Source organism: Stenotrophomonas sp. 364 (assembly GCF_009832905.1).
Taxonomy (GTDB): Bacteria; Pseudomonadota; Gammaproteobacteria; order Xanthomonadales; family Xanthomonadaceae; genus Stenotrophomonas; species Stenotrophomonas maltophilia_AP.
On sequence record NZ_CP047135.1, the window covers coordinates 1,952,698 to 1,974,154 of the forward strand.

At 67.2% G+C, this 21,457-nt stretch carries 12 protein-coding genes and 1 pseudogene; 12 read left to right on the top strand and 1 reads right to left on the bottom strand.

Annotation, left to right across the window (positions count from 1 at the left end):
* Positions 1-27: 27 nt before the first annotated feature.
* The 7 genes from GQ674_RS08975 to GQ674_RS09005 all read left to right on the top strand — a co-directional run bounded on the left by GQ674_RS08975 (position 28) and on the right by GQ674_RS09005 (position 10,309).
* The gene (locus GQ674_RS08975; RefSeq protein ID WP_201290236.1) at positions 28-786 is read left to right on the top strand and encodes a SapC family protein; all 759 of its coding nucleotides are present in this window, start codon (positions 28-30) and stop codon (positions 784-786) included.
* Positions 787-807: 21 nt separating this feature from the next.
* Positions 808-1,809, top strand: coding sequence for a cupin-like domain-containing protein (locus GQ674_RS08980; protein ID WP_159499340.1), 1,002 nt, complete (start codon positions 808-810; stop codon positions 1,807-1,809).
* 52 nt (positions 1,810-1,861) lie between these two features.
* Positions 1,862-3,352 (top strand): tryptophan halogenase family protein, encoded by a 1,491-nt coding sequence (locus tag GQ674_RS08985; protein WP_236546236.1) that lies wholly within the window; start codon positions 1,862-1,864, stop codon positions 3,350-3,352.
* A gap of 65 nt (positions 3,353-3,417) precedes the next feature.
* Positions 3,418-4,911, top strand: a complete 1,494-nt coding sequence (gene xylB, locus GQ674_RS08990) for a xylulokinase (RefSeq protein WP_159496776.1) — start codon at positions 3,418-3,420, stop codon at positions 4,909-4,911.
* 45 nt (positions 4,912-4,956) lie between these two features.
* A complete protein-coding gene (gene xylA / locus GQ674_RS08995; RefSeq protein ID WP_159496777.1) occupies positions 4,957-6,291 on the top strand; it encodes a xylose isomerase in 1,335 nt (444 codons plus the stop codon).
* Positions 6,292-6,338: 47 nt separating this feature from the next.
* A complete protein-coding gene (locus GQ674_RS09000) occupies positions 6,339-7,748 on the top strand; it encodes a sugar porter family MFS transporter (protein WP_159496778.1) in 1,410 nt (469 codons plus the stop codon).
* Positions 7,745-10,309 carry an exo 1,3/1,4-beta-D-glucan glucohydrolase gene (locus GQ674_RS09005; RefSeq protein ID WP_159496779.1) on the top strand — a complete coding sequence of 855 codons (2,565 nt, stop codon included), beginning with the start codon at positions 7,745-7,747 and terminating at the stop codon, positions 10,307-10,309. Before GQ674_RS09000 ends, GQ674_RS09005 begins: the two co-directional genes overlap by 4 nt.
* Before the next feature lie 17 nt (positions 10,310-10,326).
* Here the strand turns inward: GQ674_RS09005 and GQ674_RS09010 are convergent, their stop codons facing one another.
* Positions 10,327-11,382, bottom strand: coding sequence for a LacI family DNA-binding transcriptional regulator (locus GQ674_RS09010; RefSeq protein ID WP_159499344.1), 1,056 nt, complete (start codon positions 11,380-11,382; stop codon positions 10,327-10,329).
* Between the two features lie 126 nt (positions 11,383-11,508).
* Here GQ674_RS09010 and GQ674_RS09015 point away from each other — a divergent pair, with 126 nt between their 5' ends.
* The 5 genes and pseudogenes from GQ674_RS09015 to GQ674_RS21760 all read left to right on the top strand — a co-directional run.
* Positions 11,509-13,602 (top strand): alpha-glucuronidase family glycosyl hydrolase, encoded by a 2,094-nt coding sequence (locus GQ674_RS09015; RefSeq protein WP_159499346.1) that lies wholly within the window; start codon positions 11,509-11,511, stop codon positions 13,600-13,602.
* Positions 13,603-13,634: 32 nt separating this feature from the next.
* Positions 13,635-15,611, top strand: a complete 1,977-nt coding sequence (locus tag GQ674_RS09020; protein WP_236546238.1) for a sialate O-acetylesterase — start codon at positions 13,635-13,637, stop codon at positions 15,609-15,611.
* Positions 15,611-17,308, top strand: a complete 1,698-nt coding sequence (locus GQ674_RS09025; RefSeq protein WP_159496780.1) for a glycoside hydrolase family 43 protein — start codon at positions 15,611-15,613, stop codon at positions 17,306-17,308. Before GQ674_RS09020 ends, GQ674_RS09025 begins: the two co-directional genes overlap by 1 nt.
* A gap of 8 nt (positions 17,309-17,316) precedes the next feature.
* Positions 17,317-19,977 carry a glycoside hydrolase family 3 protein gene (locus GQ674_RS09030; RefSeq protein ID WP_201290267.1) on the top strand — a complete coding sequence of 887 codons (2,661 nt, stop codon included), beginning with the start codon at positions 17,317-17,319 and terminating at the stop codon, positions 19,975-19,977.
* A gap of 10 nt (positions 19,978-19,987) precedes the next feature.
* A pseudogene (locus GQ674_RS21760) lies at positions 19,988-21,451 on the top strand (MFS transporter); the annotation flags it as partial.
* Positions 21,452-21,457: the final 6 nt, after the last annotated feature.

Sequence of the window (21,457 nt, forward strand, 5' to 3'; positions counted from 1 at the left end):
CCGCTCCTGAGGGGATTGGACAGCACCATGCCGCGTTACGAAATGCTCAACAACATCGCCCATCGCGACCTGCGGGTGGCGACCGGCTTCGGGCCCGAATATGGCGATGCGGTGGGCATGGTCCCGGCCTACCCGAGCGAGTTTGCCGAACTGCAGCGTGAGTACCCCATCTTCCTTCGCAAGGACACTGCGACGGGCCAGTGGCAGTCGGTCGTTCTGCTGGGGTTTGAGCAGCACGAGAATCTGTTTCTGCAGGACGGTCGCTGGAATGCGTCCTATCTGCCCGGGGCGGCAGCCAAGGGGCCGTTCCTCATCGGATTCCAGGAGCACCAGGTCGACGGTGCGTTCACCCAGGAAGCGGTGCTGCACGTGGACCTGGATCATCCCCGCGTCAATGCGATGCAGGGCGAGCCGGTGTTCCTGCCGCAGGGCGGCACTACCCCCTACCTGGACCACATCGCAGGCGTGCTGCGTGGCATACATGATGGTCATGCCTTCGGGGCGGACATGTATGCCATGTTCGATGCGAAAGGCCTGATTCAACCCCTTGCCCTCGACGTGCAGATCGATCCGCAGCATCGGATCGGCGTCAATGGCCTGCACGCGATCGACCGTGACCGCCTGGCCCTGCTGGAGGGTGCTGCGCTGGCTGAGCTCAATCGCGCCGGGTATCTGGAGGGTGCGTATCTGATGCTGGCGTCACTGCACAACATGCGCCGCCTGATCGCCGAGAAGCAGCGACGCCTGCGCATGCACGATGCCGCCGTTGCGGCCGCGGGACACTGACCCGTGCTGGGCGGCGCCGCCATGCAGACCCTGGAAGGCCTGGACCCGGCCGCACTGCCGATGGACGCCTTGGTGGCCGCAGGAGTGCCGGTGGTGCTGCGGGGCATCGCGCGCAACTGGGAGGTGGTGCACGCCGGGCTGCGCTCCATGCACGAGGCGATGGACTATCTGCGCGGCTTCGATGTCGGCGTGCCCGTGCCGTATTCCTTCGGCGGCGCCGAGATCGATGGTCGTCCGTTCTACAACGCCGATTTCACCCGGTTGAACGTGGAGGTCCGGCGTGGACGGCTGACGCAGGTGCTCGACGAGATTGCCGACACCCTTGATGACCCGAAACCACCCACCTATTACGTGGCGTCGCTGCTGATTGATCGGGCGCTTCCCGGGTTTGCGCAGTGCAACGACGCCGGCCTGGCGGGGCAGGGCATCGAGGCCTCGGCCAGCATCTGGATCGGCAACCGCGTGACTGCTTCCTGCCATTTCGACACCCCCGAGAACCTGGCGTGCTGCGTCGTGGGCCGACGCCGGTTCACCCTGTTTCCGCCGGAGCAGATCGACAATCTGTACCCGGGGCCGCTGGAGCCCACCCCGGGTGGCCAGGTGGTCAGCGTGGTGGATATGGACCACCCAGACTTCGCGCGCCATCCCCGGTTCCGTGACGCGCTCGCCAGCGCGCAGACGGCCGTGCTGGAGCCTGGCGATGCGATCTTCATTCCGAGCATGTGGTGGCACCACGTGCGCAGCCTGATGCCGTTCAACGTGCTGGTGAACTACTGGTGGCGCAGTTCGCCGCACTTCCTTTCCTCGCCGCTGCCGGCGCTCCAGCATGCGATGTGGGCGCTGCGCGATTTGCCGCCACGCCAGAAGCAGGCATGGTCTGAGATCTTCGCGTACTACGTTTTCGGGCCCGGCGAACGCGCAGGGCAGCACCTGCCGGACGTGGCCCGGGGTGAACTGGCGCCCTTCGACGAGACACAGGCACGGCGCACCCGCGCTCAACTGCTGGCGCGACTCAACCGCTGATGGGAGCACTGCATTGAACGTGGCGGACACAACACAGACGCGGATTCGCAGGGTGGTCATCGCCGGCGGCGGTACAGCAGGCTGGCTGGCCGGCTGTGCGCTGTCCCACCAGTTCCGCGACCAGCTGGACATCACCCTGGTGGAGTCCGAGCAGATCGGCACCGTGGGTGTCGGCGAGTCGACGGTACCGCCCATCCGTACCTTCCACCGCTTTCTTCAGATCGACGAACAGGAGTTCCTGCGCGCCGTCGCCGGAACGTTCAAGCTTTCGATTTCGTTCGAGAACTGGCGTCGCCCCGGGGACCGGTTCATCCACCCGTTCGGCACCATCGGGCAGGGCACCTGGGCCACGCCGTTCCATCACTTCTGGCTGGACAGCCTGCGCCGTGGCATGCCGTCGGATCTGGGCGACTTCTGCCTGGAGAGCGTCGCCTCACGCGGCGACCAGTTCTCGCTGGAGACCCAACCCGCGGTCAACTACGCGTATCACTTCGACGCCGGGCTGTATGCCAGGTTCCTGCGACGCAAGGCCGAAGGGCATGGCCTGCGACGGGTGGAGGGAAAGATCCGTGAGGTCAGGCAGCAGCCCCACGACGGCTCCGTCGCGTCACTGGTACTCGAGGATGGGCAGGTCATCGAGGGCGACCTGTTCATCGACTGCACCGGGTTCCGCGGGCTGTTGACCGAGCAGACCCTGCATACCGGCTATGAGGACTGGCACGAATGGTTACCCAGTGATCGCGCCGTTGCGGTGCAGACCGAGGCGGTCGCGCCGCCGGTTCCGTATACCCGTGCGATCGCACACGAGGCCGGGTGGAGGTGGCATATCGCGCTGCAGCACCGGGTTGGGTGCGGGCTGGTGTTCTCCAGCCGGCACATGTCCGACGACGAGGCGCAGGCCAAGCTGCTGCGTGATGTTGACGGTCCGCCCCTGCGCGATCCCTGGTTGGTGCCGTTCCGCAGCGGGCGCCGGCTGAAGGCGTGGAACAAGAATGTGGTGGCGCTCGGGCTTGCCAGTGGCTTCATCGAGCCGCTGGAATCGACCAGCATCCACCTGACCATCAGTGCCGTGGTCCGCCTGATCCAGCTGTTCCCGATCGACGGCATCAGCCCGGCGCTGGTGGCGCTGTACAACGATGTCAGCCGCCAGGAAATGGAGCATGTGCGCGACTTCATCATCCTGCATTACCACGCCACCCAGCGCGACGAGCCCATGTGGAAGGCCTGCCGCGAGATGGCCCTGCCGGAGTCGCTCGCGATCCGGCTGCGCGCCTGGCGCGAACGTGCCCATGCCTGGCAGGACCCCGGTGAGCTGTTCCGGGTGGATTCCTGGACCAGCGTGTTGATGGGGCAGGGCATCCAGCCAGGTCCGCCGCACCCGCTGGCGGCGGCCATCAACGACGCAGACCTGCGGACGCTGTTGGCGCGGATCCGGCAGCCCGTGCAGCAAGCGGTCGCAACGATGCCGTCGCAGGCCGCCTTCATTGATCGCTACTGCAAGGCAACGGCGGACGTATGGCCACGGCGGTCCGCCGTGGTGTAGCAGAGCCGCATGCTGCGGCTTGCAAATGGTAGCGCTACCTTCAACAACAGGCGAGGTGGAAGACGATGGATCTGGTGGCTGGAATCGACGCGGGTACGCAGAGTCTGAAGGTCGTGGTCTATGACCCTGCCGGGCGGCGTCTCATCGCAAGCGCCAGCGCGCCTCTGGACTTGACGTCTGACGCCGATGGGAGCCGCGAACAGCGCCCGGCCGATTGGATCGTCGCACTGCATGCCTGCTTCGCCGCGGTTGATCCCAAGATACGGTCCCGCATCGCCGCACTGGCGGTGTCGGGCCAACAGCACGGCTTCGTACCGCTCGACGCGGCAGGAGAGGTGCTGGCACCGGCCAAGCTGTGGTGCGACACCAGCACCTCTGCCGAGTGCGTGCAGATCATGGATGCAGTGGGCGGAGCGGCGCGGACCATCGCACTGGCGGGCAATCCAGTGCTCACCGGTTACACCGCATCCAAACTGCCGTGGACAAAGGCCCACCGCCCCGAGGCTTACGCGCGTCTTGCCAGCATCCTGCTGCCGCACGATTACCTCAATTTCGTATTGACAGGCCAGCGCTTCTGCGAATACGGGGATGCCTCGGGCACGGGCTGGCTGGACGTGCGGACCCGAACCTGGTCTGCCGAGCTGCTGCGCGCGACCGATCCGGAGCGCGACCTTGGCGCGTGCCTGCCGCGCATCGCCGCGCCCGAGGAAGTATTCGACATCGACCCGTCCACCGCGGCGGCACTGGGCCTGCCCGCGACAGTGAAGGTTGCCGTTGGCGGTGGCGACAACATGATGGCCGCCATCGGGACCGGCTGCGTCGCACCGGGCCGCCTGACGGTGAGCCTGGGCACCTCGGGCACCCTGTTTGCCTACTCCGACACCCCGGTGGTTGACCCCGACGGGGCGTGGGCCGCGTTCTGTTCGTCCACCGGCGGCTGGCTGCCGCTGATCTGCACCATGAACTGCACCGTGGTGACCGAACAGGTTGCCGACGCCTTCGGCTTCAGCACCCGCTACGGCGACGGACACCTGCGCGCCACCGCGCCTGGCGCCGACGGCCTGGTGATGCTGCCGTTCCTCAACGGCGAGCGCACGCCCGACCTGCCGCTGGGCAAAGGGCTGATGGCGGGCCTGGATACGACCAATATGACCCCGGCGCACTTCTACCGCGCGGCCATGGAAGGGGCGACGTACACCCTGAAGTATGGCTACGACGCCTTCCTCCGCGCCGGCATGCGGTTTGAACGCATCGTGCTGACCGGTGGCGGAAGCAACAGTGCGCAGTGGCGGCAGATGGTGGCCGATGTGTTCGGCCTGCCGGTGGACGTGCCGATCCAGCCCGAGGGCGCAGCCTTCGGTGCGGCATTGCAGGCCCTGTGGGCCCTGGGCCGGGCGCGCGGTGACGCTGCCACCATCGCCGACATCACCGACCGGCACGTTGCGGTCGACCCGCTGCAGTCCGCACAGCCCGACCCAGCGCGTGTGGCCGCCTATGCCGCGGTCTATGCCCGTTATCTCCGACATCTGGATGCCATCACGCCGTTGTATCGCGGCTGATTTCCCTTTCCCCCGACACCTCGCACAACGACAGGAAGACGCACCATGAGCAATCAGCCCTTCATCGGCGGCAAGGAATACTTCCCCGGCATCGGCCGCATCCCCTTCGAAGGCCGCGGCTCGGACAACCCGCTCGCGTTCAAGGTCTATGACGCGAACAAGGTCATCGGCGGCAAAACGATGCAGGAGCACCTGCGTTTTGCAGCCTGCTACTGGCACACGTTCTGCAACGCCGGCCATGATCCGTTCGGCCCGGGCACGCGCCACTTCCCGTGGGAGGCCAGCTCGCCGATGGGCACCGCCGAGGCGAAGGTGGATGCGGCGTTCGAATTCTTCACCAAGCTCGGCGTGCCGTACTGGTGCTTCCACGATATCGACCTGGCGCCGGATGCCGAGGATGTCGGCGAGTACGAAAAGAACCTGAAGCACATGGTGGGACTGGCCAAAGAACGCCAGGACGCGACCGGCATGAAGCTGCTGTGGGGCACGGCCAACCTCTTCTCGCACCCCCGCTACATGAACGGTGCATCCACCAATCCGGATTTCGCGGTGGTCGCGCGTGCCGCCGTACAAGTGAAGGCGGCGCTGGACGCCACGGTTGAGCTGGGCGGCGAGCACTACGTGTTCTGGGGCGGCCGCGAAGGCTACGGCTCCCTGGCCAACACGCTGATGAAGCGTGAGGTCGACCACTTCGCGCGGTTCCTCACCATGGCGCGCGACTATGGCCGCAGCATCGGGCTGAAGGGCAATTTCCTGATCGAGCCCAAGCCGATGGAACCGATGAAGCACCAGTACGACTTCGACAGCGCCACCGTGGTGGGCTTCCTGAAGGAGCATGGCCTGGACAAGGACTTCAAGCTCAATATCGAGGCGAACCACGCCACGCTGTCCGGTCACACTTTCGAGCACGACCTGCAGGTCGCTTCGGATCATGGCCTGCTGGGGAGCATCGACGCCAACCGCGGCAATGCCCAGAACGGGTGGGATACCGACCAGTTCCCGACCGACCTGTACGACACCGTGGGCGCGATGCTGGTGGTGCTGCGCCAGGGTGGGCTGGAAGGCGGCTTGAACTTTGATGCCAAGGTGCGACGCGAATCCACCGATCTGGAGGACCTGTTCATTGCCCACATCGGTGGCATGGATGCGTTCGCCCGCGGGTTGGAAGTGGCCCATGCGCTGCTGAACGACTCGCCCCTGGAGCAGTGGCGCAAGGCGCGTTATGCCAGTTTCGACAGTGGGTCCGGCGAGCAGTTCGCGCGCGGCGCGCTCAGCCTTGCCGACCTGGCCGCACTGGGTGCCAAGGGGGGTGAACCCACGCAGATCAGCGGCAAGCAGGAGCGTTACGAGAACCTGATCAATCAGTACCTGCTGCGCTGAGCGTTGCAGCTCGCATTGATGACACCGGACCGGAGAAGGGCAGGGCAATGGACCAGGCAATGAAGGGCGGCGAGAATACCCGCCTGATTGTAGTGATCAGCGTGGTGGCGACGATTGGCGGATTCCTGTTCGGGTTCGACAGCGGAGTGATCAACGGCACCCAGGACGGGCTGCACCAGACCTTCAAATCCGGCGAGTGGATGCAGGGGTTCGAGATCGCCTCGATGCTGCTGGGCTGCGCGGTCGGTGCCTTCAGCGCTGGCCGTCTGGCCGACCGCCTGGGGCGCCGCAACGTGCTGATCGTCTCGGCAGTGCTGTTCCTGCTGTCGGCGATCGGCGCGGGTGCGGCGTCGTCCTCGGCCATGTTCATCGTTGCGCGGGTGATGGGCGGCTTTGCGGTGGGCGCGGCGAGTGTGATCTCGCCGGCCTACATTGCCGAAGTGGCGCCGGCGCGTTACCGCGGCCGCCTGGCCACGGTGCAGCAGATCGCCATCATCAGCGGGCTCACCGTCGCGTTCCTGTCCAACTATCTGCTGGCGGCCACGGCGGGTGCGTCCACCGAAGCGCTGTGGGGCGGGTACGCAGCGTGGCGCTGGATGTTCTGGATGCAGGCGGTGCCATCGCTGCTGTTCCTGGCGCTGTTGCTGACCATTCCGGAAAGTCCGCGCTATCTGGCGGTGAAGCGTCGCAAGGACGAGGCGCTGCAGGTGCTGACGCGGCTGTTCGGCGCTGCCGAGGCGCACGCAAAGCTGGCCGAGATCGACGCCTCGCTGTCGACCGACCATCATCGCCCGCGGCTGTCGGACCTCCTCAGCAAGGCGACCGGCCGGGTCCGCCCGATTGTCTGGGTCGGCATCGGTCTGGCCACCTTCCAGCAGCTGGTCGGCATCAACGTGGTGTTCTATTACGGCGCCGTGCTCTGGCAGGCGGTCGGCTTCTCCGAGAACGACGCGCTGATGATCAATGTGCTGTCCGGTGCACTCAGCATCGGCGCCTGCATCGTCACCGTGCTGCTGATCGATCGCATCGGGCGCAAGCCGTTGCTCTGGGCTGGCTCGGCCGGCATGGCGGTGTCGTTGGCGCTGTTGGTGGTGGCCTTCGCCAGCGGCTCCCTGGTCGATACACACCTGCAGCTGCCACCGGGCATGGGCACGTTGGCGCTGGTAGCGGCCAATGCCTACGTGGTGTTCTTCAACATCTCCTGGGGGCCGGTCATGTGGGTGATGCTGGGCGAAATGTTCCCCAACCAGATCCGTGGCTCGGGGCTGGCCGTGGCGGGGGCGGCGCAGTGGACCGCGAATTTCGCCGTCACGGTGACCTTCCCCATTCTGCTGGCGGGGACCGGGCTGGCAACGACGTACAGCCTCTACCTGGCGGCGGCCATCATCTCGATCTTCTTCGTGCTCAGGTACGTGCACGAAACCAAGGGCAAGGAACTGGAGCAGATGGAAGGATGAACACGATGACGAATCACGGCGCTTCCCTCGCCCGCAAGGGCGTGCTGCTGACCGCGCTGCTGCTGGTGCTGGCCGCCTGCGGGAAGGCTGACAAGGCGCCCGCAGCTGCGACGGCGGCCTCCAATCCATGGCCGGAGGTCACCTGGCCGCTGGCCGAGGACCCCGCTCTGGAAAAGCGCATCACCGACCTGATGGCCAGCATGACGGTGGAGGAGAAGGTAGGCCAACTGGTGCAGGGCGATATTGCCAGCATCACGCCGGATGACCTCCGCACGTACCGGCTCGGCTCGATCCTGGCCGGCGGCAATTCCGACCCGGGCGGCCGGTACGATGCGTCGCCGGCCGAATGGCTGGCGCTGGCCGACGCTTTCTATGCGGCCTCGATGGACACCTCGCAGGGCGGCAAGGCCATTCCGGTGCTGTTCGGCATCGATGCCGTGCACGGGCAGAGCAACATCATCGGCGCGACCCTGTTCCCGCACAACATCGGCCTGGGTGCGACCCGCAACCCGGAGCTGCTGCGGCGGATCGGTGAGATCACCGCGCTGGAGACCCGCGCCACCGGGATGGAGTGGGCGTTCGCACCCACCGTGGCCGTCCCGCAGGATGACCGCTGGGGGCGCACCTATGAGGGCTATTCCGAATCACCCGAAGTGGTGGCCAGCTATGCCGGTGCGATGGTCGAGGGCCTGCAGGGCAAGGTGGGCACGCCTGCCTTCCTGGACGGTCGCCATGTGATCGCGTCGGTAAAGCACTTCCTCGGCGATGGCGGCACGACCGATGGCAAGGACCAGGGCGATACCCGGATCAGCGAGGCCGAGCTGGTGCGCATCCACGCGGCCGGGTATCCGCCGGCGATTGCCGCCGGTGCGCAGACGGTGATGGCGTCCTTCAACAGCGTCAACGGCGAAAAGATGCACGGTCACACGCCTTATCTGACCGATGCGTTGAAGGGGCGCATGCACTTCGGCGGGTTCGTGGTGGGCGACTGGAACGGCCACGGGCAGGTCAAGGGCTGCACCACCACCGATTGCCCGGCCACCGTCAATGCCGGCCTGGACATGGCCATGGCGTCGGACAGCTGGAAGGGCTTCTATGACACCACGCTGGCCGCGGTGAAGGCGGGCATCATCTCCCCGCAACGCCTGGACGATGCGGTGCGCCGGATCCTGCGGGTCAAGATGCGGCTGGGCCTGTTCGAGGCGGGTACACCATCGTCGCGCGCGGTCGGTGGCCAATTTGCGCTTATTGGTGCCCCGGCGCATCGTGAGGTCGCACGTCAGGCGGTGCGTGAATCGCTGGTGTTGCTGAAGAACCAGGGCGGCGTGCTGCCCTTGTCGCCGAAGCAGCGCATTCTCGTCGCCGGTGACGGTGCCAACGACGTCGGCAAACAGGCGGGTGGCTGGACGCTGAACTGGCAGGGCACCGGCACCACCCGCAAGGATTTCCCGAATGCGGACACCATCTTCGAGGGCATTGCGCAGCAGGCCAAGGCCGCTGGCGGTCAGGCGGAGCTGGCGGTGGATGGAAAGTATGCGACCAAGCCGGATGTCGCCGTGGTGGTGTTCGGGGAGAATCCCTATGCGGAATTCCAGGGAGATCTGCCGACACTGGCCTACAAGCCGGGGGACGACGCCGATCTTGCGTTGATCAAGCGACTGAAGGCCGAGGGCATTCCGGTCGTTGCGGTGTTCCTGAGCGGGCGCCCGCTGTGGGTGAACCGGGAGATCAATGCCGCCGACGCGTTCGTGGCGGCCTGGCTGCCCGGATCGGAAGGCGGCGGCATTGCCGATGTGCTGCTGCGTGGGCCGGGGGGCGACGTGCAGCACGACTTCAAGGGGAAGCTGAGCTTCAGCTGGCCGCGGACGGCAATCCAGTACGTCAACAATGTCGGGCAGAAGGACTACGCCCCGCAGTTCGCCTTCGGTTTCGGCCTGACCTATGCCGATAACGGGGATCTGGCGGCGTTGCCGGAAGTCTCCGGCGTTACCGGCAATGAAGGCGCGGGCGGCGTATTCTTCGCGCGCGGCGATGCCGGCGCCGGCATGGCGCTGCGACTGGAGGGCGGCACGGGGCAGGGTGTGACCGTCACCAAAGTGCCGGAGTCCCTCGATGGGGGCCTGCTGCAGGTCACCGGCGTGGATCATCTCGCACAGGAAGACGGTCGTCGCCTTGCGTGGACGGGCAAGGGGGAGGCGATTGCCGCGTTGCAGTCGCACACGGCGCTGGACCTGCAGCGCGAGAGCAACGGTGACCTGATGCTGTTGACCACGCTCCGGGTGGACGCCGCGCCCCAGGGCGAGGCGTGGTTGTCGGTAGGCTGCGGTCCGGGCTGCTCGGCACGTGTTGCGCTTGGACCGACGCTGGCGAACCTGCCCAAAGGCCAATGGACTCGCGTGGGCGTGCCCTTGAAGTGCCTGGCAGCAGCAGGCGCGGATGTCGGCAAGCTGGATCGCCCCTGGTCCATCGGGACGGCGGGCGCGATGACGCTTTCGGTGTCACGTGTTGCGCTGGGTGCCTTGAACGAGGCGGAATCCACCCTCGCATGCCCGGGCGCGTGACAATGCGTCGCGCGCCATCAGCGCTTGGGTGGGCGAGCGACCGAGTCGCGCACCACCAGAAGGTGCGGCATGACGTGGTCGGTCAACACGCGCGTGTCCTCGCCCTTGCGGCGAATGGTGCGCAACAGGATATCGATGGCGGCGTCGGCCATCGCGGCGATGGGCTGATGGATGGTGGTCAGCTCGGGCCAGACGGTGGTGGCCGCCGAGGTGTCATCGAAGCCCACCACCGACAGGTCGCGGGGCACGTCCAGGCCGCGCCGGTGCGCGACGGAGATCACCGCCGCACCCATATCGTCGTTGCTGGCGAAGATCGCGGTGGGCGGCTGGTGCTGGGCCAGCAGCTTCTCGGCGGCGGCGAGCCCCGAGCGGTAGGTGTAGTCGCCCTGCTGCACCAGGCCGGGTTCAACGTCCAGCCCGGCCGCGTGCAAGGCGGTCACAAAGCCGTCGTAGCGCCGCGCACTGGCACTGAGGTCCTTGCGCCCGCAGATGAAACCGATGCGGCTGTGGCCGTGCTGGATCAGGTGTTCGGCCAGTTCCCTGCCGGCCTGGAAGTCGTCGATGCGCACGCAGGAGATGCCGTTACCCAGGTGGCCCGGTGCGATCGCGACCACCTGGATGCCGGCCTTGATGAGCTCGGTTACCGCCGGCTGCGACTCGCACAACGGGGGCGGCAGGATGACGCCATCCACACGGCCGGCCAAGGCACGCGCGGCCTTGCGCTCGGCGGCCGGCTCGAAGTCCTCCCAGTAGTCGACCACCAGCTGGATGGCGGCATTGGACGCCACACGCAGCAGGCCGACCAGCAGTTCGCGCAGGTAAGCGCCGCTGGGATTGGTGTAGATCAGGGCAATGCGCGTGTGCTGTGCGGCGGCCAGCGTGCTGGCGGCCAGGTTGGGCGTATAGCCCAGTTCGCGCACCGCGCGCATCACGCGTTCGCGGGTGTCATCGCGCACCTTGCCCTGGTTGATTGCCCGCGACACCGTCATCGGCGACACCCCGGCCAGGGCCGCCACCTCGTCGATCGTCACGCCACTGGTTTTGCGACGGACCGATTTCTTCGGCTTGTCCAATACGCGCTCCCGTTTCTCGTTGCGACGCTGGCGCATCGAAGGCACGTCCGGAGCTTACAAGGTTTGCTGTGCCCCTTGCGCTTCCGCTGGGATGTCGAGCGGTGTCATTGGAGGGTGGGTGCGGTGATGGCGTTGTTGGCGTGCACAGGCAATGCGCGCGCGGAGGATGGCTATGCGCTCTGGATGCGTTACGCCCCCCTCGAACCCGCGCTGGCGGCCGATTACCACGCGCGTCTGGCGGAGGTGGTCGCTCCGGATCAGACGCCCATCCAGCGTGCCGCGCGCGAGGAGCTGGAACGCGGCCTCACGGGTCTGACAGGCAGCGCGCCGCGGATGCATGTCGCCCCTGCCATCAAGCCGTCACTGGTCATCGGCACACCGCAGTCGTCGACGTTGATCGCGCCGCTACGCCAGGAGCTTGGCGCGCTCGGCGACGAAGGCTATCTGCTCCGGCAGACCCGCATCGACGGGCGCGAGGTAATGCTGGTGGCCGCGCCCCGGGACATCGGCGTGCTGTACGGCGTGTTCCATCTGCTGCGACTGCTGCAGACCGGCGCATCACTGGACGCGCTGGAGGTGCGCGAATCGCCGCGGATGCGGCTGCGCGTGCTCAACCACTGGGACAACCTGGACGGCTATGTCGAACGTGGCTACGCCGGGCGCTCGCTGTGGGATTGGCAGACGCTGCCGGAGTGGCACGACCCGCGCTACACCGACTACGCACGCGCCAACGCCTCGGTGGGGATCAACGGCACCGTGCTCAACAACGTGAACGCCAATGCGCAGAGCCTGGCGCCGGACTACCTCGACAAAGCGGCGACGCTGGCGGACATGTTCCGGCCCTACGGTATCCGCGTGTACCTCAGCGTGCGTTTCAGCGCGCCCATCGAGCTGGGCGGCCTGAAAACCGCCGATCCGCTCGATCCGGAGGTGCAGCGCTGGTGGCGGGACAAGGCCGGCGAGATCTACACGCGCATTCCGGATTTCGGGGGCTTCCTGGTGAAGGCCAATTCCGAAGGGCAGCCGGGTCCGCAGGACTATGGCCGCTCGCACGCCGACGGCGCCAACCTGCTGGCCGATGCGCTGGCCCCGCACGGCGGCGCGGTGATGTGGCGGGCGTTCGTCTACGCGCACGATGTTCCTGCCGACCGTGCCACACAGGCGTACACCGAATTCGCGGGGCTGGACGGCGCCTTCCGCCCGAACGTGATCCTGCAGGTGAAGAACGGGCCCATCGACTTCCAGCCCCGCGAGCCGTTCCACCCGCTGTTCGGGGCCATGCCGCGCACGCCGCTGATGATGGAAGTGCAGATCACCAAGGAATACCTCGGCTTCGCCACGCATCTGGTGTACCTGGGGCCGTTGTACGAAGAGGTGCTGCAGTCCCACACCCGTGGACAGGGCGCCACGGTGGCGCAGGCGCTGACCGGCATGGCCGGCGTCGCCAACATCGGCACGGATCGCACCTGGAGTGGCTCACAGTTCGATCCCGCCAACTGGTACGCCTTCGGCAGGCTGGCATGGAATCCGCAGCAGTCGGCGCGCGCCATCGCGGTGGACTGGGCGGCGATGACCTTCTCGCCAGACCCCGCGGTCGTGCAGCCCATCGTCGGCATGATGATGGCCTCGCGGGAGGCCGCCGTGAACTACATGACCCCGTTGGGCCTGCACCACCTGATGGCACGCGGACACCACTACGGGCCCGGCCCATGGGTCGACGGCGGCCCGCGCGCGGACTGGACGTCGGTGTACTACCACCGCGCCGACCGCGATGGCATCGGCTTCGACCGGACCGCCCTTGGCAGCAACGCGGTAGGCCAGTACGCGCCTGAGGTGGCCGCGCTGTACGGCGACCTGGCGCGGGTGCCGGAGCCGCTGCTGCTGTGGTTCCACCACGTGCCCTGGGAGCACCGCATGGCGTCGGGCAGGTCGTTGTGGGACGAACTGGTCGGGCGCTACGCGCACGGCGTGCGCCAGGTCCAGGACATGCAGGCGACCTGGGCCAGCCTCGGGGGCAGGGTGGATGCGCAACGGCATGCACAGGTCACCGCGTTCCTGCGCATCCAGCTGCGCGAAGCACAATGGTGGCGGGATGCGAGCGTGGCGTATTTCCAATCGGTGAGCGGCAGGCCCCTGCCTGCCGGCGAGATGGCCCCGCCGCACCCGCTGCACTGGCACCAAACCCTGCAGTTTCCTTCCGCGCCGGGAGATGGGCGATGAGTCATAGGGCGTGGATTCGCTGGATGCTGGCAATGGCGCTGGCTTGCTGCGCGGTGCCGTCAACGGCGCAGGAGCCGGTGACGACGCTGTTGCATCCGCTGTTCCAGGATCACGCCGTGCTGCAGCGCGACCAGCCGATTCCGGTCTGGGGCAACGCTGCACCGGGCACCACGGTGTCTGTGACATTGGCAGGGCAAATCGTCACCACGCGCGCCGATGCCAGCGGTCGCTGGCAGGCACGGCTCACGTCTCTCGCCGCTGGCGGTCCGTACGTACTGTCGGTGCAGGCAGGGAAGGGCAGCCAAGTGGTGCAGGACGTGCAGATGGGCGATGTCTGGTTGTGTTCCGGGCAGTCCAACATGGAACTGCCGGTGTGGCGCGCGCTCGACGCGGGCAGCGAGATCGCCTCGGCCACACACCCGACGATCCGCCTGTTCACCGTGCCCAAGGCGGTGGCCCCCGTGCCGCAAGAGCAGTTCGGCACGCCGGTTGCGTGGCACCCCGCGTCGCCGGAGGCGGTACGCGACTTTTCTGCGGCCTGCTTCTACTTTGCGCGCGAGCTGCAGAAAACCGTCACCGTTCCGATGGGGCTGATCCAGGCGGCGTGGGGCGGTTCGCGGATCGAGGCCTGGACCAGCGCCGATGCGCTGCGCGCACAGGGCGCCATGGACCCGGCACTCGATGTGCTCGCGCTGTATGCCCGCGATGCGGCCGCGGCAAACGCACGCTGGGGCGTGCAGTGGCAGCACTGGTGGGCAACGCGCGAGGGTGCGGTCGCGGACGACAGGCCCTGGCAGCCAGGTAGAGTTGGCAGGGGATGGCAAACGGCGCCGGCCATGCTTGGGGCATGGGAGCGCTGGGGTGTGCCGGCGCTGTCCACCTACAACGGCATGGTCTGGTACCGCACCCAGGTGACCCTGACCGCCGCGCAGGCGGCGCAGGGCGCACGACTTGCGCTGGGCCCCATCGATGAGACGGACATGACCTGGGTGAACGGCGTGGCCGTGGGCAGTCAGTACGGTCCGGGCGAGGCGCGATCGTATGTGCTGCCCACCGGTGTGCTGACCGCAGGTGCGAACACGGTGGTGATCAATGTGCTGGACACGTACGGCGACGGTGGCCTGGCAGGCCCTTCGGACGCCCACGCCGTGGCGCTCGACGATGGCACGCGGATCGTCCTGGATGCGCCGTGGCAGTACAGGGTCGCGCCGGGCGCGCAGGCACCGCCGTCCGCGCCGTGGCACGCCGCCACCGGCCTGTCGACGCTGTACAACGCCATGATTGCGCCGCTGGGTGCCTATGGTCTGCGCGGCATGCTGTGGTACCAAGGCGAATCCAACACCGGGGATGGCCTTGCCTACGCAGCACGGCTGCGCGGCCTGCGCGCGGACTGGCGCAGGCAGTTCGGTGCGCAGATGCCGCTGCTGGTGGTGCAGCTGGCCGGGTACGGTCAGCCGCCCGTGGCGCCGGTGGACAGTGGCTGGGCGCAGGTACGCGAGGCACAGCGGCGGGTCGCGGCCGAAGACCCGCGCACCGGGCTTGCGCTGGCCATCGACATCGGCGACGCCTACGACATCCATCCGCCCAACAAACAGGAACTGGGCCGGCGCCTGGCCCGGGTGGCGCACCACGTGGTGTACGGCGACCGCACGCTGGCACCCTCCGGCCCGACGGCGCGCACGGCGTCGCTCGCACAGGGCAAGGTGCGGGTGGTGTTCGATGGCGTCACTGGCCGCCTGGTCACGACCGGTGCGAACGGCCCCATAGGATTCGAGCTCTGCGACGCCGACGCACGGCACTGCGGCTATGCCGATGCGGTGCTGGAGGGGCATGACGTTGTGCTTTCTTGCGCGGATTGCGTGGAGCCGGCCAGCGGCCGGCACTACCGGGGCGCTGCGTTGCGTGTGCGCTATTGCTGGGCGGACGGTCCGGTCTGCACGCTGCGCGACAGCAGCGGTGCGCCGGCCGGGCCCTTCGAGCTTTCCCTTAACGCTGCGGAGGTTCGCTGATGCGTCTGCTGATGGCCACGATAGTTCTGCTGTTGTCGGCGACGGTGCCGCCACTTGGCGCTGCGCCTGCACCTGCGCCGCCGGTGTACTTCGACTGGTTCGAATATGCCGGTCACGACGCGGCCTTTGAAATACCCCTTCCAGCCGGTCACTATCGCAACCCGATCCTGGCCGGCTTCCACGCGGACCCCAGCATCGTCAGCGCGAACGGGCGCTTCTACCTGGTCAATTCCAGCTTCACCTACTTCCCGGGCATTCCGGTGTTCGAGAGCATGGATCTGGTGCACTGGAAGCAGATCGGCAACGTGATCGACCGTCCGGACCAGCTGGATTTCGATGGCCTGAGCGTGTCGCGCGGCATCTTCGCACCGGCGATCGCGTACCACGACGGCATGTTCTATGTGGTCACCACAGCGGTGGACAGCGGCGGCAACTTCATCGCGACCGCGCGCGACCCTGCCGGCCCCTGGTCCGACCCGCACTGGCTGCCTGGCGTGGAGGGCATCGATCCGTCGCTGTTTTTCGACGACGATGGCACCGTCTACCTGCTGAACAACGATGTGCCGCCCGGCCCGCCGCGCTACGAAGGCCATCGCGCCATCTGGATGCAGCAGATCGAGTTGGCCGCATTCGAGCCGGTAGGGCCGCGCAAGGTGCTGATCGACGGCGGCGTGGAGCCGGCGAAGAACCCGATCTGGATCGAAGGGCCACACCTGTACAAGCGCGATGGCTGGTACTACCTCTCCGACGCCGAGGGCGGCACCGGGCCACAGCATTCCCAGGTGGTGCTGCGTAGCCGTGACGTCTGGGGACCCTACCTGCCGTATGCGGGCAACCCGATTCTCACCCAGCGCGACCTGCCCGATGACCGGCCGCTGCCGATCACCAATGCCGGGCATGCCGATCTGGTGGAAGGGCCGGACGGCTCCTGGTGGGCGGTGTTCCTTGCCAGTCGCAATTACGACACACGCCACTACAACACGGGCAGGGAGACATATCTGCTTCCGGTGGAATGGCGGAATGGCTGGCCGGTGATCCTGCCGGCCGGCCAGGCCATCCCGTATGCGGTCAAGGCACCGGCGTGGATGCAGGGCGAGGCGTCGCAGGCACCGTCCACCGGTAACTTCGTCGACCGCGATGCGTTCGATGCCCCGGTGCTGGGCACGGGATGGGTGCACGTGCGCGTTCCCAAGCAGGCCTGGGCAGACCTGCGCGGGCGGCCGGGCAGCTTGGCGGTGCACCCGCTGCCGGAGAATCTGGACACGCTGCGCAACCCGGCCTTCCTGGGACGCCGCCAGCAGCATCTGCACTTCGAGGCCAGCACCGCGATGACGCGCCCGGCGGCAGGGGTGGCGGCCGGCCTGGCCGCGTTCCAGAGCGAGGCCTACTGGTACTTCCTTGGCGTGCGCAGCCTTGGCGGCGACCGTGTTGCGGTCTTCCTCGACGTGCGGGACGGCGGCGGGGTGACCAGGACGCTGGCGAGCCGGGAGCTGGACGCGACCCCGTCACTGCACCTGCGGATTGCAGGTGACGCAGGCCACTATGCGTTCGCGTTCGACACGGGCGACGGCCGTGGCTGGCAGACACTCGCCGACAACGTGGACGGCACCGTATTGAGTACTGATCGTGCCGGCGGTTTTGTCGGCGCCCTGCTGGGACCATTCGCGCGCGATGAGCGTGCCTTGAGGAGCAAATGATGACGCGCATGCCCATCGTCCGCACGCTGGCGCTATGCGCCGCCGCTGCCTTGGCGAACGTCGGTTACGCCGCCGGACCCCAGCCTTGGCTCGACACCTCGGCCAGCTTTGAAACCCGGGCCGCCGCGCTGGTGGCGAAGATGAGCCTGGAGGAGAAGGCGGCACAGATGCAGAATGCCGCCCCTGCCATCGAGCGCCTGGGCGTGCCGGCCTACGACTGGTGGAACGAAGGACTGCACGGCGTCGCGCGCGCAGGGCAGGCCACGGTGTTTCCTCAGGCCATCGGGCTCGCGGCCACGTTCGATGTGCCGTTGATGGGGCAGGTGGCGACCACCATCAGCGACGAAGCGCGCGCCAAGCATCACCAGTTCGTTCGTGAAGGATCGCATGGCCGCTATCAGGGGCTGACCTACTGGTCGCCGAACATCAATATCTTCCGTGACCCGCGCTGGGGGCGGGGCCAGGAGACCTACGGTGAGGACCCGTACCTCACCGCACGGATGGGCGTTGCCTTCGTGCAAGGCCTGCAGGGCGACGACCCGGTGTACCGCAAGCTCGACGCCACGGCCAAGCACCTGGCCGTGCACAGCGGCCCCGAGGCCGACCGTCACCACTTCGACGCCCGCCCGAGCAGGCGCGACCTCTACGACACCTATCTGCCGGCGTTTGAGGCGCTGGTGAAAGAGGGGCAGGTAGATGCGGTGATGGGCGCCTACAACCGGGTCTACGGCGAGTCCGCCAGCGCCAGCCAGTTCCTGCTGCGCGACGTGCTGCGCCGCGACTGGGGCTTCAAGGGCTACGTGGTATCTGACTGCTGGGCCATTGTCGACATCTGGAAGCATCACAAGATCGTGCCCACCCGCGAGGCTGCGGCGGCGCTGGCCGTCAAGAACGGCACCGAGCTGGAGTGCGGCCAGGAATACGCGACGCTGCCGGCGGCCGTGCGGCAGGGCCTGATCAGCGAGGCGGAGATCGATGACGCGGTGACGCGCCTGTTCACCGCGCGGATGCGGCTGGGCATGTTCGATCCACCCGAGCGCGTGCGCTGGGCGCGGATTCCCGCGTCGGTGAACCAGGCCCACGCACACGATGCGCTGGCGTTGAAGGCCGCCCAGGAATCGCTGGTGCTGCTGAAGAATGACGGCGTCCTGCCACTGTCACGCAGCCTCAAGCGCATTGCCGTGATCGGTCCCACTGCCGATGACACCATGGCACTGCTCGGCAACTACTTCGGCACGCCGGCAGCGCCGGTAACGATCCTGCAGGGGATCCGTGATGCGGCCCAGGGCGTGGAGGTGCGGTACGCGCGCGGCGTGGACCTGGTCGAAGGGCGCGACGATCCCGGGGCAACGCCGTTGATCGAAGCGGCCTACCTGCGCCCCTCGGCCGATTCCCCCGAACGTGGCCTGCGCGGTGAGTACTTCCGCACGGCCGATCTCTCCGGGACGCCGGCACTGGTCCGCACCGATGCACAGATCGGCTTCCGTTGGGACCGCGGTTCACCGACCGACAACCTGCTGGCCCGCGGCGAGGCGGCGCCAGGGCAGGGCATTCCCAACGACGGGTTCAGCATCCGCTGGCGTGGCCAGCTGCTGCCGCCGGTGTCGGGACGCTACCGGATCGAGGCGGCCGCCGACGACGGCTTCCGCCTCTACGTGGACGGCAAGCGGGTACTGGACCATTGGGCCAACAGCGATCGCCTGCGCAGCGATGGTGTGGAGCTGGACCTGCAGGCGGGCCGTGCGTACGACCTGAGGCTGGAGTACTACGATGCCGAGCGCGACGCCGGCGTGCGCCTGGGCTGGCGCATGCCGGGGGCAAAGCCGCCGTTCGAGGAGGCGGTGGATGCCGCCCGCAGCGCGGATGTGGTGGTGTTCGTCGGTGGGCTGACCGGCGACGTGGAGGGTGAAGAGATGACGGTCAATTACCCCGGCTTTGCCGGTGGCGACCGCACCGACCTGCGCCTGCCCGCGACGCAGCGCGCCCTGCTGGAAGCGTTGCACGCCACCGGCAAACCGGTCGTGATGGTGTTGACGGGGGGTTCGGCGTTGGCGGTGGAGTGGGCCCAGGCGAATCTGTCCGCGATTTTGATGAGCTGGTATCCGGGGCAACGCGGCGGCACGGCCGTGGGCAACGCGCTGTTCGGCGACGTCAACCCGGGCGGCCGGTTGCCGGTGACGTTCTACACCGCGGACCAGGCGATGCCCGCGTTCGACGATTACACGATGGAAGGCCGCACCTACCGCTACTTTCGCGGCACACCGCTGTATCCCTTCGGCTATGGGCTGTCCTATACCCGGTTCGACTACGGCAGTCTCCGCGCCGATGCGCCCCGGATTGCCGATAACGGCACGCTCAAGCTGCAGGTGGACGTGACCAACACCGGAAAGCGCGCGGGCGATGAAGTGGTGCAGCTGTATGTGCGACGCCTCGCCGCCGGAGCAGGGGACGCGCAGCAGACCCTGCGTGGCTTCCAGCGCGTTCACCTGGCCCCGGGCGAGCGTCGCACCGTGGCGTTCAACCTGGACGCGCACCAGGCGCTGCGCGAGTACGACGAAGCGCGCGGTGCCTATCGCGTGCCGCCCGGGGCGTACGAGGTGCGGATAGGCGGCTCAAGCGCCGATGCCCGCGTGCAGGCCCGCTTCAACGTGGAGGCGAATCGTGACTGATTCGCGATCCGTGGAGACCCCCGAGCACACGCTGTCGATCCGGGAGAAGCTGGGCTACAGCCTGGGCGACCTTGCGGCCAACCTGATCTTCCAGACGCTGATCACCTACCTGGCCTTCTTCTATACCGATGTGTACCGGTTACCGCCCGCCACGGCGGCCACGATCATTTTCGTGATCGGTCTGCTGGGCGCGTTTGTCTTCACGCCGCTGATCGGCATCGCGGCCGACCGCACCGCCACCCGATGGGGAAAGTTCCGGCCCTGGATCCTGTGGACGGCGATCCCGTTCGGCGTGTTGTCGCTCCTCGCGTTCAGTACGCCGGACCTCGGTGAGCACGGCAAGGTCGTCTACGCCCTGACCACCTATGGCCTGCTGATGCTGGTGTATGCGGCCAACAACCTGCCGTATTCCGCGCTCAGCGGGGTGCTGACCGGCAGCATGGCCCAGCGCAACAGCCTCTCGGCCTACCGCTTCGTGGCGGTCATGATTGCGCAGTTCATCATCCAGGTACTGCTGTTGCCGCTGGTGCTGATCCTGGGCGACGGCGATCGCGTGCAGGGCTTCGAGCGGGTGATGACCCTCTTTGCCGTAGTGGGAACCCTGTTCTTTCTGATCACCTTTGCCACCACGCGCGAGCGCATCGTGCCCGCCAGGGAGCAGACGGGCGGGGTGCTGCAGGATCTGACCGACCTGCTGCACAACCGGCCGTGGAAAGTGATGCTGGCCCTCACCGTGCTGGTCTTCATCAACCTGGCCCTCAAGGGCGGCACGTACATCTACTACTTCCAGTACTACATGAGCGAAGCCGCATTGGCGGGCTTCCTCGACACGTCCGGCTTCAACCACTTCATCGGAGGATTGAACGCGACGCTCAATGGATGGGGTCTGTCCGGCTTCACCTGGCCGGAGGATCCGGCGACCTCTGCGTTCAGCCTGTTCAACGCCTGCGGCATCCTGTGCATGATCCTGGGCATTGGCGTGTCCCGCCATCTCGCCGATCGCTTCGGCAAGCGCAGTGTCTTTGGCGGCGCGCTGTTGGTGTCCACCCTGTTTCTGCTTGCGTTCTACTTCCTCCCGCCTACGGCGGTTGCCGTGGGCTTTGCGGCCTTCATGCTGCACGGGTTCTTCTACGGCATCACCATCCCGCTGCTGTGGGCGATGATCGCCGACGTCGCCGATTACTCCGAGTGGAAGAACCACCGCCGCGCCACCGCGATCATCTTTTCGGCGATGTTGTGTGGCCTGAAGATCGGCCTGAGCATCGGCGGCGCACTGGTCGCCGGCATTCTGGCGCACCACGGCTACCAGGCGGGCGCGGAACAGCAACCCCAGGCCGTGGTGGACGGCATCCGCCTGACCGTGAGTGTGTACTGCTCCCTGCCGTTCCTGCTCGCGGTCGTGCTGCTCCTGCTCTATGAGATCGACAAGAAGATGGAAGCCCGCATCGAGCAGGACCTGCATGCGCGCCGGCAGGGCGGC

What these genes read in the sequence shown, in the direction of transcription:
- GQ674_RS08975 (WP_201290236.1), top strand. Translation starts at nt 28, where the DNA reads ATGCCGCGTTACGAAATGCTCAACAACATCGCCCATCGCGACCTGCGG.
- GQ674_RS08980 (WP_159499340.1), top strand. Translation starts at nt 808, where the DNA reads ATGCAGACCCTGGAAGGCCTGGACCCGGCCGCACTGCCGATGGACGCC.
- xylB (WP_159496776.1), top strand. Translation starts at nt 3,418, where the DNA reads ATGGATCTGGTGGCTGGAATCGACGCGGGTACGCAGAGTCTGAAGGTC.
- xylA (WP_159496777.1), top strand. Translation starts at nt 4,957, where the DNA reads ATGAGCAATCAGCCCTTCATCGGCGGCAAGGAATACTTCCCCGGCATC.
- GQ674_RS09000 (WP_159496778.1), top strand. Translation starts at nt 6,339, where the DNA reads ATGGACCAGGCAATGAAGGGCGGCGAGAATACCCGCCTGATTGTAGTG.
- GQ674_RS09005 (WP_159496779.1), top strand. Translation starts at nt 7,745, where the DNA reads ATGAACACGATGACGAATCACGGCGCTTCCCTCGCCCGCAAGGGCGTG.
- GQ674_RS09015 (WP_159499346.1), top strand. Translation starts at nt 11,509, where the DNA reads ATGGCGTTGTTGGCGTGCACAGGCAATGCGCGCGCGGAGGATGGCTAT.
- GQ674_RS09020 (WP_236546238.1), top strand. Translation starts at nt 13,635, where the DNA reads ATGGCGCTGGCTTGCTGCGCGGTGCCGTCAACGGCGCAGGAGCCGGTG.
- GQ674_RS09025 (WP_159496780.1), top strand. Translation starts at nt 15,611, where the DNA reads ATGCGTCTGCTGATGGCCACGATAGTTCTGCTGTTGTCGGCGACGGTG.
- GQ674_RS09030 (WP_201290267.1), top strand. Translation starts at nt 17,317, where the DNA reads ATGCCCATCGTCCGCACGCTGGCGCTATGCGCCGCCGCTGCCTTGGCG.